This window comes from Thalassovita litoralis (assembly GCF_900182725.1).
GTDB lineage: Bacteria > Pseudomonadota > Alphaproteobacteria > Rhodobacterales > Rhodobacteraceae > Thalassobius > Thalassobius litoralis.
In genome coordinates, this window is the sequence record NZ_FXTO01000001.1 from 303,380 (window position 1) to 321,550 (window position 18,171).

Genomic DNA, 18,171 nt, shown 5'->3' on the forward strand with positions numbered 1-18,171 from the left:
ATTTCCAAGGAAGGGTTCATTATGAAACATTGGACTGCATTGAAAACATCCGCCGCGCTGGCGATTTGTATGACGGGATCGGCGGGTTTTGCCGATGTGACGGCCAGCGATGTCTGGACCAACTGGCGGGACCAGATGGTGCAATTCGGCTATCAGATCAGCGCGGACGAAGCTGCGTCGGGCGGGGTGCTGGCGCTGTCGAATATCAAGCTGCATATCGACCTGCCCGAAAACGAAGGCACGGTAGACGTCACGCTGGACGGAATGGAATTCCGGGAAGCTGGCGATGGTACAGTGCAGATTATGATGCCTGCGACAATGCCGGTACGCATTCACGTTGCCCCCAAGGATGAAAAGGTGGTGGATGCCACCGTCAACTATGACACGCAGGGATTGCTGGCGGTGGCGTCTGGCAGCCCCGACAACCTGACCTTTACCTATTCGGCGGACAGCGCGGCGCTGGTTCTGGCCGGGCTGGTGGTGGACGGCAAAGCCATTGATCTGGGCGGGCCGGTTCAGATGACCATGACCAACATCAGCGGCAGCTCCACCGCGCAAAAAGGTGCGGTGATCAATGCCCAACAAAGCTTTGCCACCGGAACGCTGGATTACATTCTGGACGTGAACGACCCCAAGGGAACGGGCGAACACATGTTCATGAAGGGCAGTCTGAAAGATCTGAAAGGTGGCGGTAGCTCTGCCATGCCAGAAGGGGCCGAGATGGCCGATTTGCCCGCCGCGCTGAAGGCGGGAATGTCCTTTGATGGCAATTTCACCTATGCGGGCGGTGCCAACCAGATCGAATTCAAGGGCAAGGACGAACAGTTCACCGCCAACACCAGTTCCACCGGCGGGGCGATCCGCGTTGCCATGTCAGCCGGTCAGTTGATCTATGACGTGATGGCTCAGGGCAGCAGCGTGAACCTGATGGGATCCGATATTCCGCTGCCAGTGTCGTTTGACATGGCACAGGCCGGGTTCAAGCTGATGATGCCGCTGATGTCCGGCGATGATTTGCAGGATTTCCAGGTCTCCGTGACGCTGGGCGATTTCACGATGGCCGATATGCTGTGGGGCATTTTTGACCCGACCGGGCAATTGCCGCGCGATCCGGCCACCGTGGCCTTTGACGTGACGGGGCAGGTGAAGCTGACCAAGGATCTGCTGGACGAAAAACAAATGGCCGAAATAGGCGCAGCGGCACCGGGGGAAATCCACGCCGCCAGCATCAACGGGCTGACCGTCCGGGCAGCGGGTGCGGAACTGACCGGCGCGGGTGCGTTCACCTTTGACAACACCGACCTGACCAGTTTTGACGGAATGCCCCGCCCCCAAGGGGCACTGAACCTGAAACTGGTGGGCGGCAACGGTCTGCTGGATAAACTGGTGGCAATGGGCTTCGTCCCCGAAGATCAGGCAATGGGCGCCCGGATGATGATGGGTCTGTTCGCCATTCCGGGCGAGGGCGAAGACACGCTGAACTCGACCATCGAAGTGAACGAACAGGGGCATGTGCTGGCCAACGGGCAGCGCCTGAAATAAGCGCTTCAAATGCACAGGGCCGCAGGCAGGACAGCTTGCGGCCCTTTTTGCGCCATTCCGGGCCTTGCGCTTGCGCCGGGGCTGTGGCGCGATTACCTGAAAGAAACCCTTTCGGGACAGATGAATAATGAACGGCACCGCATGACACATTCCCTTGACGCCCTGACCCACGCCCTGATTGATGCCGCCCGCAAGGCTGGCGCGGATGCCGCCGACGCCATTGCCGTGACGGGAACATCGGTTTCCATCGACGTGCGTAACGGGGCGCTGGAACAGGCGGAACGGTCCGAAGGCACGGATATTGGCCTGCGGGTATTTGTGGGGCAGCGGCAGGCGAATGTATCGGCCTCGGACACCCGCGCGGATACGTTGCGCGAAATGGCAGAACGCGCGGTGGCGATGGCCCGCGAAGCCCCCGAAGACCCGCATATCGGGCTGGCCGACCCGGCGCAGTACGCGAAAGATTGGGACATTGACGCGCTGCAACTGGCCGACCCTACGGCAGAACCCGACCCTGCCGCGCTGCAACAAGATGCCCAACAGGCCGAGGCAGCCGCCCTGGCCGTGACGGGTGTGACCAACGTCAGCGCCGCCAGCGCGGCCTATGGGCAGCGGGCGATCCATATCGCCACGTCGAACGGGTTTTCCGGCGGCTATGCCCGCACCGACCGCGCCGTAAGCTGCGTTGCCATTGCCGGGGAAGGCACCGGGATGGAACGTGATTACGATGGCGATACGCGGATTTTCCAATCCGATCTGCGCAGCCCGCAGGATGTAGGCCAAAGCGCCGGGGAACGGGCCGTGGCACGGCTGGGCGCCCGCAAACCGAAAACCGGCAGCTATCCGGTGCTGTTCGATGAACGGATTTCGTCGTCTTTGATCGGGCATTTACTGGCAGCAATCAACGGCAGCGCGATAGCGCGCGGATCGTCGTGGTTGCTGGACGGGCTGGGGCAGCAGGTCTTGCCCGACACGCTGTCGCTGATCGAAGACCCGCATCGGGTGCGGGTATCCGCGTCCCGTCCGTTCGATGCCGAAGGGCTGCCAACGCAGCGCCGGGCGATTGTGGACCGGGGCGTGCTGACCGGCTGGACGCTGGATTTGGCAACCGGGCGCAAGCTGGGGATGCCATCGACCGGAAACGCAGCGCGGGGGACATCGGCCCCGCCGTCGCCTACGGTCTGGAACGTAGCACTGACGCAGGGCGCGGCCACACGGGCCGATCTGTTGCGCGACATGGGAACCGGGCTGTTGGTCACATCAATGATCGGGGCCACCATCAACCCCAACACCGGCGATTATTCGCGGGGGGCCGCGGGATTCTGGGTGGAGGATGGCGAAATCCAGTATCCCGTGAATGAATGCACCATCGCGGGAAATCTGCGCGATATGTTGCGCCGGATCATCCCCGCCAACGATGCCCGCACACATTTGTCGCGGGTCGTGCCTTCGCTGCTGATCGAAGGGATGACACTTGCCGGTAACTGATCTGACGCTGTTGACCGAAGCCGCCCGCGAAGCGGGCCGGGTGGCCACGCGCTATTCCGGCAAAACCGCAAAGATGTGGCACAAACCGGGCGACCAAGGCCCGGTGACAGAGGCCGATCTGGCAGTGAACACCATGCTGCATCAGGTGCTGGGGCAGGCCCGGCCCGCCTATGGCTGGCTGTCCGAAGAAACCGAGGATGACCCCGCCCGCCTGCGCCGGGAACGGGTGTTTATCGTGGATCCGATCGACGGCACCCGCAGCTTTATCGAAGGCGCGGATACATGGGCGCATTCGCTGGCGATTGCGGAAAACGGCGTGGTCACGGCAGCGGCGATATATCTGCCGCTAAAGGACAAGCTGTATACAGCAGCAGCAGGCGCGGGCGCGTTCCTGAACGGCGCACGGATCGGGGCATCAGGGCGCACCGATCTGACAGGCGCGACAGTCATCGCTGCCAAGCCGAATTTCGACCCGTCAAATTGGCGGGGCGGTCGGGTGCCGGATGTGAAGCGGACATTCCGGCCATCTTTGGCCTATCGGCTGTCACTGGTTGCCGAAGGGCGCTATGACGCGATGATGACCCTGCGCGACAGTTGGGAATGGGACATCGCAGCAGGCGATCTGATCCTGCGCGAAGCGGGCGCAACCACCAGCGACAAACGCGGCCATCCGCTGCGATTCAACAATGCCCACCCACAAGTCAAAGGCGTGGTCGCAGCGGCCCCCGCGCTGCACGCAGACCTGACCGCGCGCTTAGCACAATGGCCTGATTGACACCCACCCCCTTCCATCCAACCGAAAGCCCCGTTACCCTGCCCTCCGGACGCGAGGGAGGATGCGCATATGGCCTTGGGCTACAAAGATTTGTTGGCGAATGCCGACGCCGAAGTAAAATCATACGAAACCGCCGATGCACCGGCGTTGCAGGATAATCCAAATGTCGTTCTGGTCGATATCCGCGACCCGCGAGAGCTGGAACGCGATGGGATGATCCCCGGCGCACGGCACGCCCCACGCGGGATGCTGGAATTCTGGATCGACCCGGACAGCCCCTATCACAAACCCTATTTCGCCGAGGATAAAGAATTTGTGTTCTACTGTGCCTCGGGGTGGCGGTCTTTGCTGGCGGCACAGGTCGCACAGGTGATGGGCTTGCGCAGCGCCAGCCTGCGGGGTGGGTTTGGCGATTACCGGCGGGCCGGTCATCCGGTCATGCAGCGCGAACAGAAATAAACGCGCCAACACCGGACATGCCAAAATGCAGGGCGGTTCGCCGCCTTGCAGCGTCACCCAGTCGGGCGTAAACTTGGCCCTTGTTGTGACAGGAGCGCCCGCGTGACCCAATTCCCCACGGCCCAGTGCCAGCCAAAAGCAAAACAGGGCTAACCCGCAGATATGGCGCGATCACTTGGCTTGGCCGCCTATCTGGCACTGGCGCGACGCGCCCCACGCAGCCCGGTGCAGTTCCCCTGCGACCGACCACAGGGACATGTGATCTGGGGTCATGCCTCGACCCTGTCCAAGGCGGCGGCGCTGTTGCAACTGGCCCAAAGATTGCAGGCGCAGGGCGTGGAATTTACCTTATTGCTGACCACCCCGCAGGATGTCCCCCGCCCTGATCATATGAAATCCCACGTGATCTGGCAGCACAACCCAGAGGAAGCGATCAGCGATATTCGCCGTTTTCTGTCTCATTGGCGGCCCGACTTGCTGCTGTGGACGGGCGGGCAACTGCAACCGGCGCTGATCCACGGTACATCCCGCGCTGGGGTGCCGATGTTTCTGGTGGATGCCGAAGAAGATGGATTTGACGCAGGCCGCCTGCCGTGGCTGCCCGATGTCAACCGTCAGGTTTTGGCGCTGTTCGATCAGATCATGGCCAGCGATGCCGCCGCCGCGCAACGTATGCGCAAACTGGGGGTGGCCACATCGCGCATTGCCATCACAGGACGGCTGCAAGAGGCGGCAACCGCCCTGCCCTGCGACGAGGAAACCCGCGATGATCTGGCTGAAACGCTGGCGGGGCGCTCTTTGTGGCTGGCAGCGATGGTTCAACCCGAAGAACTGGATACCATCCTGCGGGCGCATCGGGCTTCGCTGCGGTATTCACACCGGCAATTGCTGATTATCGTGCCGGATGACGAAACCCGCGGCCCGAATTTTCAGGCCCGGCTGGAAGACGAAGGCTGGCGCATCGCGGTCTGGTCACATGGCGACACCCCCGAAGAAACCACACAGATTTTGCTAGCGGATACGCGGGGTGAAATGGGGCTGTGGTATCGACTGGCCCCGATCACATTTATGGGGTCATCCCTGACATCCGGGCATGGCGGGCGCGATCCGTGGGAACCGGCGGCGCTGGGATCAGCCATTTTGTATGGTCCGAATGTCAGCCGCTATTTGCCTGCCTATTCGCGGCTGGCCGGGGCCGGGGCCGCGCGGATCGTGCGGGATGCAGAAACGCTGTCTGGGGCGATTACCCGCTTGTCGGCCCCCGATCAGGCCGCCATCATGGCCCATGCCGCGTGGGAGGTATCCTCGGAAGGGGCAGAAGCCACCGACCGGCTGATGACGCTGGTGCAGGATATATTGGACCTGAAGGACGCGATGTAATGCAACCGCCCCGTTTTTGGTACAGAACGCCGGACAGGCCCGGATGGGCGGCGCGGCTATTGGCCCCGCTGGGTGCGCTTTACGCGGCAGCAACGCGGCGGCGGCTGGCTGGCGGGGACGGCTATCGCGCCGGGGTGCCGGTGATTTGCGTGGGCAACCTGAACGCAGGCGGCACCGGGAAAACCCCCACCACGATTGATCTGGTCGCGCGGTTGCAGGGGATGGGCGCAGTGCCCTGCGTGGTCTCGCGCGGCTATGGCGGATCGCTAAACGGCCCGGTCGAGGTAGATCCCCGCAAGCACAGCGCCGCCGATGTTGGCGATGAACCGCTGTTGATGGCGGCGTTTGGCCCGGTGATCGTCGCCAAGGATCGCGCCGCAGGGGCGCGGCTGGCGGAACAGATGGGGGCCAGTGTGATCGTGATGGATGACGGGTTTCAAAATCCGTCTTTGGTCAAAGATCTGTCTGTCATCGTCGTGGATGCCGCCAAGGGGTTTGGCAACGGACGCTGTATGCCCGCCGGACCGCTGCGCGAACCCGTGCCGGTGGGGCTGCAACGGGCCAATCTGGTGCTGTCCATTGGTGATGCCGAAGCACAGGCAAGTTTCGCCGCCATCTGGGGCAAGGCGCTGAACCTGCCGCATCTGACCGGCCATCTGGCACCGCTGGAAACCGGGATGGACTGGACCGACACCCCGTTTCTGGCCTTTGCCGGGATCGGCCACCCCGAGAAATTTTTTCGCACGCTGCGCGGGTTAGGGGCAAACGTAATCCGGGCCGAGGCACTGGACGATCACCAAGACCTGACGCCCGCGCTGCTGAACCGCTTGGAAACCGAGGCCAAACTGCGCGGGGCGCAATTGGTGACAACCGAAAAGGACGCGGTGCGCCTGCCTTCCAGCTTCCAGCAAAAGGTGATCACCCTGCCCGTGCGGTTGCAGGTGGATCAGGCAGACACCCTGAACGCACTGCTGCGGCCACTTGTGCAATAACGTGAACCGTTCGGACGGATGCCGCTTTCTTACAAAGAAAGCGAGCCGAAATCTTTGCAAGATTTCGAAACGCGTTATCGAATGATCAAACGGCTGTGCGGGGTCAGGCGTTCCGCGATAAAGCGCAGATGATCCCGGCGAAAGGCCACGCATCCCGCCGTGGGCCAGCCCGGACGCCGCCATTGATGCACAAAGATCGCCGATCCTTTGCCCGGTGTTGCATCCGGGTAATTCCAATCGGTCACAAGGATCAGATCATACATCGGATCGGCCCGGCGCAGGGTTTCATGGCTTGGGCCATAGGGCGCATGAACCAGATGGTTATATGCAGGATCATCCGGCGCGTCGGACCACAGATCATTCGGGCCGATGGGTCGCGCCCAGTCATTCGGCGGGGTGATCCTGTCCGCGCGATACAGCATACCGACGACACAATGCACCCCGCGCGGGGTGGCACCGTCGCCTTCGCGTTTGGCTGCGGCATCCACGATCCCACCCCGCCCGATGCTGCGGGGAAACCGACGGTTCAGGAACCGCACATGGGTGGGCATCAGGACCAGATCGGCCGCGTTCATAGCAGGTGGCCGGATTTTTTGGCCTTCGTCGCCAGATAGCCGCGATTGTGATGGGTTTCCCCTACTTTCAGCGGCACGCGTTCGGTGACGGTAACACCGTTCTTTTCCATCATGGCAATCTTGCGCGGGTTGTTCGTCAGCAAACGCACCGATTTGAACCCCATAGATTTCAGGATTTGCGCACCCAGTTTGAAATCGCGTTCGTCATCCTCGAACCCCAGACGGTGATTGGCCTCGACCGTGTCGAACCCCTGATCCTGCAAGGAATAGGCTCGCATTTTATTGGCCAACCCGATGCCCCGGCCTTCTTGGTTCAGATACAACAGCACGCCAGCGCCTTCTTCGCCCATCTGGGCTAATGCGCCGCGCAATTGCGGGCCGCAATCGCATTTCAGCGACCCCATGACATCGCCGGTGAAACAGGCGGAATGCAGCCGCGCCAGCACGGGTTTGTCACGCGGGGGCGATCCGATTTCAAAGGCGTAATGTTCTTCGCCGCCGTCTTCGGGGCGGAAGATGTGCAGGCGTCCCTTTTCATGCGCTTCGACCGGCAAGCGGGCGCTGACCACCGGATGCGGAATGGGCGAGGCAGCCAACAACGGCGCAGCCAGCGCGGCATTTACCAATGTCAGCGCGTTTTCCACGGCAAAACCCGCCGGATCAGGCAGGGCCAGAAGTACAGCGGCGGGCAGCAGATGCGCCGATTTCGCCAGATTGATCGCAAGCCGATGCAAATCGGCCCCGCCGTCGCGCTGGCTGTTCAGCGGCCCTTTCATCGGTTTCATCAGATCGTCAGCCGGATCGGCCACGCCCATGATCCAGCCCAGCGCCACATCGGGCGGCAGGATCACGCGGGCGACATCGCCATCATAGGCCCGCGCCTTCAGTGTTTCAGCGCGGCGCGCGGTAATCGCCAAAACGGGTTCACCGCCCAGCGCCCGCAAATCGGCCAATCGCTGCGGTTCCAGCGTTTCGGCTGCCATCACCAGCGCCCCGTTTTGCGGCCCTGACAGCACCACGGGGACACCCATTCGCAGGTCAGCCCGCGCCCGAGCCAGGATTTCTGTTACATCTGGGGCAAAACTCATGTGCCACTATCCGCCTGTTTTCCCGAACATGTACGTCTTTTTCATGTGATTTGAAACATTTCCCCCGCGATAAACACGAGGCCGTGAGAGTTTTCCCCTATAACTTGCGGGAACGAAAGCGTGACCTCATGTTTTTGTCATGAACGAAGGAGGCCCAATCATGGGACAACTCAAGAAAATTCTGCTTGTCGACGATGACGAAGACCTGCGCGAGGCGCTGAGCGAGCAATTGATCATGACCGAGGATTTCGACGTGTTCGAAGCCGGGAACGGGTCCGAGGCGATGAAAAAAGCCAAAGAAGGCCTGTATGATCTGGTCATTCTGGACGTGGGCCTGCCCGACACCGATGGGCGTGAACTGTGCCGCCTGATGCGCAAGCAGGGGGTCAAAAGCCCCATCCTGATGCTGACCGGCCACGACACCGACGCGGATACTATTCTGGGGCTGGATGCTGGCGCGAACGACTATGTAACCAAACCGTTCAAATTCCCGGTTCTGCTGGCCCGCATCCGGGCGCAGTTGCGCCAGCATGAACAATCCGAAGACGCCGTATTCCAGTTGGGGCCGTACAGTTTCCGCCCGGCGATGAAAATGTTGGTGACAGAGGATGAAAAGAAAATCCGCCTGACCGAGAAGGAAACCAACATCCTGAAATTCCTGTATCGGTCGACCGAAGGCGTGGTTCCGCGCGATGTGCTGCTGCACGAGGTATGGGGCTATAACGCCGGGGTCACGACGCATACGCTGGAAACGCATATCTATCGCCTGCGCCAAAAGATCGAACCCGATCCGTCCAATGCGCGCCTGTTGGTGACAGAAAGCGGTGGGTATAAACTGGTTGCCTGAGACTTGAGCCAGATCAAAGAGAGTTCTAAAACGAATCTTTAAGGCTCTTTGTATACCGTCGCATATGCGGTTTATCATATGCACCTCCCTGTTGGACTGACCCAGGTTTTTGCCTGGGTCTTTTTTTGCGTGATACCGCCCATGTGATTCCCCCCGTGTGATTACGATTGTCAGGCAGGCCCGGTTTCAGTAAGTCAAACTCGTTACGTTATAACATAATGATTCGTAAAGGCGCCTCACCCGTGCCACGCGATAAAGGAAGGACAGGCTTATGAAACAATCATCCCTTGTGCTGGGTAAACTGTTGGCGGCAACAATGCTGATGGCGCAGCCCGCACTGGCCGAAGATAAATCCAAGGCCCATGATCACGCGCACCAACACGCAGAACCCAATCAGGCTGAAATCTACAAAGGGTATTTTGAAGATCACCAAATCCAAAACCGCCCCCTGTCGGATTGGGCCGGGGATTGGCAATCGGTCTTTCCATTTCTGATGGATGGCACACTGGACCCGGTGATGGCGGACAAGGCCAAGCACGGCACCCAAAGCGCGGCGGAATACCGGGCGTATTACGAAACCGGATACCGGACCGATGTGGATCAAATCCTGATCCACGGGGACCGCGTTAGCTTTGTCAGCGGCGAAACCACCGTAACCGGGCAATATGCCAGTGATGGATACGAGGTTCTGACCTATAAGAAGGGCAACCGTGGTGTGCGCTTTATCTTTGCCAAGCAAAGCGGCGATGCGGACGCACCGCAATTCATCCAGTTCAGCGACCACAAGATCGCCCCGAAAGTATCGGATCATTATCACCTGTATTGGGGCAATGACCGCGCCGCGCTGTTGCAGGAAGTCACCAATTGGCCCACCTATTACCCTGCCGAACTGACCCCGGCGCAGATTGTTCATGAAATGCTGGCGCATTAACTGAACCTGCACCTTGCCTGATCCTGCTCAAAGGGTCAGGCTTGGGAACGATCCGTGGCGGCGTGATCCAACCATGCCGCCACTTCTGTTTTACGGTGACGGGACAACGGAATTTCGGTTCCATCCTTTAAAATCAGAACGGCATTCCCGTCGCGGCGGCCCAGACGGCTGATTTCGCGGCGACTGACCCAATAGGACCGATGCGGCTGAATCCCATCCTCTGCCCCGGTCTGCGCCACCAGATCGCGCAGGGTGCAACGCTCTGTCAGCACCTCGGTATCCAGCACAAATTCCACATAATGTTCCACGGATTTCATATAACGCAGCGCATTTAGCGGAATGCGCCGACCATTCACAGTCAGATCGCTGATACGCGGCTTTTCCGGTGTGACCGCCAAAGGCGGTTCCGGGGTGTCGGCTGGGGGAAGCGGTGCCGGGGTGTCGTGTGGGCGCAACCTGTCGAACCGGACATATCGGAACCCCGGCAGAACCATCGCCGATATAAAGACATCCATCATCACGGCCATGACCGTATAGCGCAACACTTCGGCCCAGATCACATGGGCCGCAAGCGGTTTGCCAATCCCCAGCCACAGGCCAAACCAATAGGTCAGCCATAGCATCGCCGCTAATCCGCAAAAGCACATAACCCCTGAATGGGCGGGAATCCTGCGGCGAGAGGTAAAGTTCAGCCCTGCAAGCATACGGAATTGCAGCACCCAAAAAAAATTCACCAGATAAAGCGAGCCAAGCCAATATGTGACGCGTGGGACAATAGGCAAAATCACATGATGCAGCGGTTGGCTGAACAGCGATAACATTAGGCTAAACAGCAGCAACGTCAAAAACATAAGGCGGGAACATGCAACTTTTGCAACGCCTTTGAAACTAACGTGAAACGACCTGCCATTCGTGGCAATTATCCGCATTTCATGACTTGCGGCTTTACCGAACAGGGGTGCGAAAACAGAATAAATCACCCGACGAAGATAACGGTCCCCGTGGTGGTCGGCAAGTGCATGTCCCAGATGCGTAGCTGCTGACCGACGTTATTGAGTGCAGTCTGTGTCGGATAGAATACCCGCGGCCCAACGGCAGCGGGTATTCGGCTTTGTGCGGCTTTCAGCTTGCCTTGCCCCGTCGGTGGCCCCAATCTGTGCGCACGCGCAAAATGGGACGGGGGACACGTTGGCTATCGCGATTGTGCTGATTTCAATCGCCTCGGCGGTATTTTTCGCGCTGGGGATCGTGCTAACGCGCTTTGGCCTGCGGGGATTAAGCCCGATCCAAGGGGCATCCATCAGTGTGCCAACCAGTGCGGCCATGTTTCTGCTCATGTCGCCAGTTACGGTGGATTATGGCAACTGGCACCCGCAAAGCGCCCTGTTCTTCTTCGCGGCGGGGCTGATTTACCCGGCGGCGGTGACGTTACTGAATTTCGTGTCCAATCAGCGTTTAGGTCCGAATTTGACGGCGGCGGCGGGCAATTTGACGCCGCTTTTTGCCATCGGACTGGCAATCCTGTTGCTGGGCGATTGGCCCGGACCGATGCAGGCCATCGGTGTAACCACAGTGATCATAGGGCTGTTTCTGGCAACCACGGCGCAGGTCCGTCATTTCCCACGCCATCATTTGTGGCTGCTGCTGATCCCGGTTCTGGCCGCGTTCTTCCGGGGCGCTGCGCAACCGCTGGTGAAAATCGGGCTGGCTGATTGGCCAAACGCCTTTGCGGCCTCCACGCTGGCCTATTGCGGGTCAACCGTGGTGATCTGGGCCGTTCGGCTGATCCTGCGTACCCCCACCGCCCCACCGGACCGCGCCGCCCGGTTCTGGTTCGCTGTCGTCGGCATGTCCAACGGCATGGCCCTGCTGACGTTATACACCGCGCTGACATTGGGATCGGTCACGACAGTGGCCCCTATTGTTGCGGCCTACCCTCTGATTACAATGGGCCTGACATGGCTGCTGCATGGGCGCGAACCAATGCCAATACGGGCGGTTTTAGGTATGGTGATTTCCGTTGTGGGCGTGGTGTTGGTGCTGCGGGGATAACGCCCATCCACCCAAACAGTTGTGATCGGCGTCAGGGCATGGTTCAAAGGACCCGACCAAACCCGGAGACACCTATGCCCTTCACGCTTGCCACATGGAACATCAACTCGGTCCGTTTGCGCGAACCCATCGTTTGCAAGCTGCTAGCGGAAGAAGGCCCCGATGTCCTGTGTTTGCAGGAATGCAAAAGCCCGGTGGACAAAATCCCGATGGAGCAGTTCCGCGAACTGGGATACCACCACATGATTGCACGCGGGCAAAAGGGCTATAACGGCGTGGCGATCCTGTCCAAACTGCCGATCGAAGATATGGGCGATCAGGATTTCGCCAGTCTGGGCCATGCCCGCCATGTAGCGGGGCGGTTGGAAAACGGGGTGACGATCCACAATTTCTATGTCCCTGCCGGTGGGGATGTGCCTGACCGTGATGTAAATGAAAAATTCGGTCAAAAGCTGGATTACCTGACAGAAATGCGCGACTGGTTCCACGCAGAAGCCCCAGAAAAAGCGATCCTTGTCGGCGATCTGAATATCGCCCCGCGCGAAGATGACGTTTGGAACCATAAGCAACTGCTGAAAATCGTGTCACACACCCCGATCGAGGTGGAACACCTGACCGATGTAATGGACGCCGGGAAATGGGTGGACATCACCCGACAGGACATCCCCGAAGGGCTGCTGTATTCGTGGTGGTCCTACCGCGCAAAGGATTGGGACACCGCCGACAAGGGCCGCCGTCTGGATCACGTCTGGGCCACGCCGGATATTTCCAACGCGGGCCACGGCAGCCGCGTTCTGCGCGCTGCCCGCGGATGGGAAAAACCATCCGATCACGCCCCGGTCTTTGCCAGTTTTGATGTGTAAAGCCGGGCAAGACGGGTTGTTCGCCTCTCTTTCACGCTCCATATAAGGGGCAACATATTCTGTTTCCGTAGGGACACACTGACATGCTGGAATTTGGACAAAACACTGCCGCCCCGGCCACCGACCTGATCAAGGACGTAACCGAAGCGAACTTCATGGCCGATGTGATCGACGCCTCGAACGAGGTGCCGGTGATCGTGGATTTCTGGGCCACATGGTGCGGCCCGTGCCGGACGCTTGGCCCGATGCTGGAAGACGCCGTGACCAAGGCCAAGGGTGCCGTGAAAATGGCAAAAATCGACGTGGATCAAAACCAGCGGCTTGCACAAGCGCTGGCACAGCAAGGGCTGCCGCTGCAATCCATCCCCACGGTCGTCGCATTTGTCAAAGGTCGCCCGGTGGACATGTTCCAAGGCGCTGTTCCGGCCTCGGAAATTGATGCGTTCATCAAACGGGCCATCGAACAGGGCGGCGGCGATCCCAGCGGCGGGCTGGACGATGCCATTGCCGCAGCCGAAGAAATGCTGACCGAAGGCAACGCCGCCGATGCCGCACAAGTGTTTGGCGCGGTAATTCAGGAAGACCCCGAAAATGCCGAAGCCTTTGCTGGCATGGCCCGCTGCCATCTGGCGATGGACGATCCCGATCAGGCCGAGGCCGTGCTGAACGGCGTCCCTGCTGCCATCGCCCACGCCGCCCCCATCGAAGCGGTCCGCGCACAGGTGGAACTGGCACGCCAAGCCGCCAATACCGGCCCGCTGGATGAATTGCGCGCCGCACTAGAGGCCGACCCGACCAACCTTCAGGCGCGTTTCGATCTGGCGCAGGCGCTTCATGCTGCCGGGCAGGTACAGGACGCCGTTGACGAATTGCTGAACCTGTTCCGCCGGGATCGCGAATGGAACGACGGCGCAGCCAAGGCGCAGCTTTTCACCATTTTCGATGCGTTGAAGGCGAATGACCCCATTATGCTGAACGGGCGGCGCAAGCTTAGCTCGATGATATTTGCCTGAGCGGCGGGACGGGCTATTTCCCCGATCATGGCACCGAAATTCGACCTACCGCAGATCATTCCGGTTTTCCCGCTGACCGGGGCGCTGTTGTTGCCCCGGTCGCGGTTGCCCCTGCATATTTTTGAACCGCGTTATCTGGCGATGCTGGACGATGCGCTGAAATCCCCGGCGCGGATGATTGGTATGGTTCAGCCATGCCACGATTGCAGCCCATCCGCCAAACAGGGCGACCGGCTGCACCGGATCGGTTGCGCCGGTCGGGTCACGCAGTTTTCAGAAACCGAAGACGGGCGATACATGATCACCCTGACCGGGATTTCCCGGTTCCGGATCGTGGACGAGGTCGAAGGCTTCACCCCCTATCGGCGCTGCCATGTATCATGGGATGGATTTGACCGCGATTTGGGCAATGAAGAACACGACGAAGGATTTGACAGACAGCCTTTCCTGAACGCGCTGTGCCGGTATTTCACCCAACGCGGGCTGGAAACCGATTGGGACACGCTGGAAGGTGCGGATGACGAATTGCTGATCAATTCGCTGTCGATGCTGTTGGATCTGGACCCCGAGGACAAACAGGCCTTGCTGGAAGCGCCCTGCCTGTGTACGCGGCGCGAAACGCTTGTTACCCTGATTGAATACGCCCTGCGCGGGGGCAACGACGGAGAGGAGATCATGCAATGACCGATACGCCCAGTCAAACCGCCCCCACCCCCGAAGCGGCATTTGATCGCCGGATGCTGGAAGCGCTGATTTGCCCGTTGACCCACGGACCGCTGGAATATGATGCTGACGCGCAAGAGCTGATCAGCAAGGGCGCGAAACTGGCCTTTCCGATCCGCAACGGTATCCCCGTCATGCTGGTGGATGAAGCACGCGAACTGGCCTGACGTACCGGGGCACCACTTTCTTCAAAAGAAAGCGGACCGAAATCTTTTAAAGATTTCGGGGCAAATCTACACTATCCCCCAAATACGCCCGCAACGCCGCAGGCGGTGCCGCGAATAAGGCAGCAGTCTGCACCGGGGCTTGCGCCATACCATCCGCCACCAGCATCGTCAGCGGGGCAATGCGCTTTGCATCTTCGGGGTCATGCGTGACCAGCAACAGCGTTGCCCCGGTCCCGTCCAACACTTGCGCCAGCAGATCCAGCATTTCCATTTTCAATGCTGGTCCCAAGGCCGCGAAAGGTTCATCCAGTAGCACCAAGCCACGCCGCTGCACCAACACCCGCGCCAATGCCACCCGGCTTTGCTGCCCCCCGGACAGTTGCGCGGGCTTCCTGTCGCCCATGCCCCCCAACCCAACCTGCACCAACGCGGCCCGAACCTGATCCTGTTGCGTGGTCGTCAGGCGCAGATCAGGCCGCAGCCCCAGCCCGACATTCTGCGCCACGCTCAGATGCGGGAACAGGTTGTTATCCTGAAACAGCATCGACACCCCGCGTTGTCCCGGTGACAGATCGGTAATGTCCTGCCCATTCAGCCAAACCCGACCCGCAGTCAATGGCTGAAACCCGGCAATCACGTTCAACAGGGTGGATTTTCCCGCCCCGGACGGGCCGATCACCGCCACCCGCGCCCCGCGATCTATGGTGAAATCGGCGTTCAGGGTGAAATCGTCCTGCGCCACCTGCACATTTTCAAGCCTTAGCATCTCCGCGCCCCCATCGGTCGAATATCCAGAACAGGGCCAGACTGCCCCCCAGCAGGATCAGCGCCGCACCCGCTGCCGCCTCCATCCGGTAGGCCCCCATCAGGCGGTACATTTGCAAGGGCAATGTCGCCTGATGTGGATCGGCAAACAGCGCGATAACCCCCAGATCGCCCATCGACATCGCCGCCGCAAGTCCCGCCGCAAACCCCAGCCCCCGCCGGGCGCGGGGCAGGATCAGCAGGCGCATCCGCGCCCAGCCGGTCAGCCCCAGAATGTCGGCCTGCCTGCCATAATCCGCCTCGATCGCACGCAGGGCCGGGGCAATCACCCGCAGGGCAAAGGGGATCAGCATCACCGCATTCACCAAAGCCGTCACCGCAAACGCCAGCCGCGCGGGATTGATCCACGGGTTCACCATCAGGAACAACCCCGTTCCCAACACCAGCGGCGACACGGACAAGCCCAGTGTCGCCAATACCTCGGTCCAGCCCCAGCGCAGGGCGGCGATGGCCACCCAAAGCGACACCACGACCGCCAGCACCGTAGAGACCAGCGCCACCGAAACCGACGCCCCGAACGCGCCCCAGACGCTGGGCGGCACATCAGCCAATCCAACCACACCACGCAGCACGACCGCCCCCAGCGGCACCAGCAAAAACAGCGCCGCCAGCACGATCAGCAACGTATCCTGCAACCTTAACCAACGCGAACCCGCCCCCCAGATATGGCGGGGGCGATCCATCCCCGCCCCCTGCCCGTCAAGCCGGGTAAAGCGCAGCGCGATCCAAACGACGCCCCCCACCAAAAGCGCCTGAATGGCCGCCAATGTGGCAGCGCGGCCCAGATCGAAATCGAACCGGAACGCCTGATAAATCGCCAATTCCAGCGTAGTGGATTTCGGCCCACCACCCAGCATCAGCACCACGGCAAAGCTGTTCAGACACATGCCAAACACCGCCAGCAGGGCAGCCGGGGCCGTTGCCCGCAGCATCGGCCATTCCAAAAACCGCTGTATCTGTGCCGGTCCCATGCCCAGCGTTGCCGCCAGCCGGAACCGTTCCGCCGGAATATCCTGCCAGCCCTGCAACAGAATACGCGTGGCCAGCGGCAGGTTCAAAAACACATGGGCCAAAAGCACCCCATGCAGCCCGTAAATGCTCAGCTTCGGCAGGCCCAGCAATGCCAGAAAATCGCTGACGATCCCGCTACGCCCGAACACCGTCAACAGCCCCATCACCGCCACGATCACCGGCAGGATAAACGGCGCGCCTAACAACACGATCAGCGCCCCGCGCAAGGGAAAGCTGCGCCGCGCCAAGGCCCGCGCGACCGGGATCGCCAGGGTCACGCTGAACACAGCCGACAGCCCCGCCTGCATCACGGTAAACCGCAGCGCCGCCCAATCCGCAGCATCCGGCCAACCGCCGCCGCCCGCAAACCACAACACTGCCCCCAGCGCAGACGCAACAAAGGCCGCGACACAGGCCGCGGCCAACGCACCGGGCAGCGCCCGTCTTATTGCGACAGGGCGGTTAGCCATTCTTCCAATGCCTGCGCACGCACCGCATCGGCCATATCCACCGGAACGATCAGCGATTTCGCCGGGTGGATCAGGGTTTCAAACCCCTTCGGCAATCCGTCCGCAGGGATCACAGCCGGATACATCCAGTTCGTCGTGGGAATGATCGACTGAAACGCATCCGACACCATGAAGGCCAGAAACTTATCCGCCAATTCGGGCTGATCGGTTGCAGCAACTTTGCCCGCAACTTCGATCTGCATATAATGACCTTCATCAAAGGCAGCGGCAGCCTTGCTGTCATCCTGTTCGGCAATCAGGTGATACGCCGGGGACGTGGTGTAAGACAGCACCATGTCCGCCTCACCCTCTAGGAACAGGCCATAAGCTTCGGACCAGCCTTTGGTCACGGTCACGATATTGTCGGCCAAGCCCTGCCAAATGGCTGGCGCCTGATCCCCATAGGCGGCTTTCACCCACATCAGCAGCCCCAGACCGGGAGTAGAACTGCGCGGGTCCTGAATCACGATTTTCAACGGGCTGTCGGCCAATTCCCGGAAATTCGACGGCCCATCCTGATCGGCGTTTTTGACAAAGGCGAAATATCCCCAGTCATAAGGCACGAAATAGGCATCATCCCATGTAACCGGCAGGTCATAGCTGGCGCTGACCGAATGAGGCGCAAACAGCCCGGTTGCGATGGCGTCATGGGTCAGGGTGGTGTCCAGCCCCAGTACAATATCCGCCTGCGTCCGCGCGCCTTCCAGTTTCAGGCGTCCCAGCAGCGCCGCACCATCGCCCGCGCCCACGAATTGCAGATCACAGGCACATTCCGCCTCGAACGCCTTTTCCACGGCAGGCCCCGGCCCCCAATCGGAAATAAAGCTGTCATAGGTGTAAATCGTCAGAACGGGCGTATCGGCCACAGCGGCGGTGGCGGCGATCAGTCCCGAAGCAAGTGCAAGATACTTCACGGTATCCTCCTAACTGC

General features: G+C 60.5%; 19 protein-coding genes. 13 read left to right on the forward strand and 6 right to left on the reverse strand.

Annotated elements, in window-relative coordinates; translation table 11 throughout:
• The first annotated feature begins 21 nt into the window (after positions 1-21).
• The 6 genes from FN828_RS01460 to lpxK all read left to right on the forward strand — a co-directional run bounded on the left by FN828_RS01460 (position 22) and on the right by lpxK (position 6,636).
• The gene (locus FN828_RS01460; RefSeq protein WP_142491600.1) at positions 22-1,542 is read left to right on the forward strand and encodes a DUF2125 domain-containing protein; all 1,521 of its coding nucleotides are present in this window, start codon (positions 22-24) and stop codon (positions 1,540-1,542) included.
• A gap of 141 nt (positions 1,543-1,683) precedes the next feature.
• A complete protein-coding gene (locus FN828_RS01465) occupies positions 1,684-3,030 on the forward strand; it encodes a TldD/PmbA family protein (protein ID WP_142491601.1) in 1,347 nt (448 codons plus the stop codon).
• Positions 3,017-3,805: an inositol monophosphatase family protein gene (locus tag FN828_RS01470; protein ID WP_142491602.1), complete on the forward strand. Its 789-nt coding sequence runs from the start codon at positions 3,017-3,019 to the stop codon at positions 3,803-3,805. The genes FN828_RS01465 and FN828_RS01470 overlap by 14 nt, the downstream gene beginning before the upstream one ends.
• A 69-nt stretch (positions 3,806-3,874) precedes the next feature.
• Positions 3,875-4,264, forward strand: coding sequence for a rhodanese-like domain-containing protein (locus FN828_RS01475; protein WP_142491603.1), 390 nt, complete (start codon positions 3,875-3,877; stop codon positions 4,262-4,264).
• A gap of 162 nt (positions 4,265-4,426) precedes the next feature.
• Positions 4,427-5,644: a 3-deoxy-D-manno-octulosonic acid transferase gene (locus FN828_RS01480; RefSeq protein WP_142491604.1), complete on the forward strand. Its 1,218-nt coding sequence runs from the start codon at positions 4,427-4,429 to the stop codon at positions 5,642-5,644.
• Entirely contained in the window at positions 5,644-6,636 is a 993-nt protein-coding gene (gene lpxK, locus FN828_RS01485; RefSeq protein ID WP_142491605.1) for a tetraacyldisaccharide 4'-kinase, read from the forward strand. Before FN828_RS01480 ends, lpxK begins: the two co-directional genes overlap by 1 nt.
• A gap of 74 nt (positions 6,637-6,710) precedes the next feature.
• Here the strand turns inward: lpxK and FN828_RS01490 are convergent, their stop codons facing one another.
• Together FN828_RS01490 and ribA are read right to left on the reverse strand one after the other, a co-directional pair.
• Positions 6,711-7,211, reverse strand: coding sequence for a L,D-transpeptidase family protein (locus FN828_RS01490; RefSeq protein WP_142491606.1), 501 nt, complete (start codon positions 7,209-7,211; stop codon positions 6,711-6,713).
• Positions 7,208-8,299, reverse strand: coding sequence for a GTP cyclohydrolase II (gene ribA / locus FN828_RS01495; RefSeq protein ID WP_142491607.1), 1,092 nt, complete (start codon positions 8,297-8,299; stop codon positions 7,208-7,210). The genes FN828_RS01490 and ribA overlap by 4 nt, the downstream gene beginning before the upstream one ends.
• Before the next feature lie 160 nt (positions 8,300-8,459).
• Here ribA and FN828_RS01500 point away from each other — a divergent pair, with 160 nt between their 5' ends.
• Positions 8,460-9,146 (forward strand): response regulator transcription factor, encoded by a 687-nt coding sequence (locus FN828_RS01500; protein ID WP_142491608.1) that lies wholly within the window; start codon positions 8,460-8,462, stop codon positions 9,144-9,146.
• A gap of 271 nt (positions 9,147-9,417) precedes the next feature.
• Positions 9,418-10,077, forward strand: a complete 660-nt coding sequence (locus FN828_RS01505) for a ZinT family metal-binding protein (RefSeq protein WP_142491609.1) — start codon at positions 9,418-9,420, stop codon at positions 10,075-10,077.
• Positions 10,078-10,112: 35 nt separating this feature from the next.
• Here FN828_RS01505 and FN828_RS01510 read toward each other — a convergent pair whose 3' ends face one another.
• The gene (locus FN828_RS01510) at positions 10,113-10,700 is read right to left on the reverse strand and encodes a LytTR family DNA-binding domain-containing protein (RefSeq protein ID WP_185958900.1); all 588 of its coding nucleotides are present in this window, start codon (positions 10,698-10,700) and stop codon (positions 10,113-10,115) included.
• A 565-nt stretch (positions 10,701-11,265) separates the two neighbouring features.
• Here FN828_RS01510 and FN828_RS01515 point away from each other — a divergent pair.
• From FN828_RS01515 to FN828_RS01535, 5 genes are all read left to right on the forward strand, one after another.
• Positions 11,266-12,129, forward strand: a complete 864-nt coding sequence (locus FN828_RS01515) for a DMT family transporter (RefSeq protein ID WP_185958901.1) — start codon at positions 11,266-11,268, stop codon at positions 12,127-12,129.
• Positions 12,130-12,203: 74 nt separating this feature from the next.
• Positions 12,204-12,992 (forward strand): exodeoxyribonuclease III, encoded by a 789-nt coding sequence (locus tag FN828_RS01520; RefSeq protein ID WP_142491612.1) that lies wholly within the window; start codon positions 12,204-12,206, stop codon positions 12,990-12,992.
• Between the two features lie 83 nt (positions 12,993-13,075).
• On the forward strand, positions 13,076-14,005 hold the full coding sequence (locus FN828_RS01525; RefSeq protein WP_142491613.1) for a thioredoxin family protein: 930 nt from the start codon (positions 13,076-13,078) through the stop codon (positions 14,003-14,005).
• 27 nt (positions 14,006-14,032) lie between these two features.
• Entirely contained in the window at positions 14,033-14,689 is a 657-nt protein-coding gene (locus FN828_RS01530; protein ID WP_142491614.1) for an LON peptidase substrate-binding domain-containing protein, read from the forward strand.
• Complete coding sequence (locus FN828_RS01535) at positions 14,686-14,895, forward strand: Trm112 family protein (RefSeq protein ID WP_142491615.1); 210 nt, start codon at positions 14,686-14,688, stop codon at positions 14,893-14,895. The genes FN828_RS01530 and FN828_RS01535 overlap by 4 nt, the downstream gene beginning before the upstream one ends.
• Positions 14,896-14,941: 46 nt before the next feature.
• Here FN828_RS01535 and FN828_RS01540 read toward each other — a convergent pair whose 3' ends face one another.
• From FN828_RS01540 to thiB, 3 genes are read right to left on the reverse strand one after another with little or no spacing between them, the layout of a single operon-like run.
• Positions 14,942-15,661 (reverse strand): thiamine ABC transporter ATP-binding protein, encoded by a 720-nt coding sequence (locus FN828_RS01540; protein WP_142491616.1) that lies wholly within the window; start codon positions 15,659-15,661, stop codon positions 14,942-14,944.
• Positions 15,648-17,201 carry a thiamine/thiamine pyrophosphate ABC transporter permease ThiP gene (locus FN828_RS01545; RefSeq protein WP_142491617.1) on the reverse strand — a complete coding sequence of 518 codons (1,554 nt, stop codon included), beginning with the start codon at positions 17,199-17,201 and terminating at the stop codon, positions 15,648-15,650. The genes FN828_RS01540 and FN828_RS01545 overlap by 14 nt, the downstream gene beginning before the upstream one ends.
• Complete coding sequence (gene thiB, locus FN828_RS01550; RefSeq protein WP_142491618.1) at positions 17,177-18,154, reverse strand: thiamine ABC transporter substrate binding subunit; 978 nt, start codon at positions 18,152-18,154, stop codon at positions 17,177-17,179. The genes FN828_RS01545 and thiB overlap by 25 nt, the downstream gene beginning before the upstream one ends.
• Positions 18,155-18,171 lie beyond the last annotated feature (17 nt).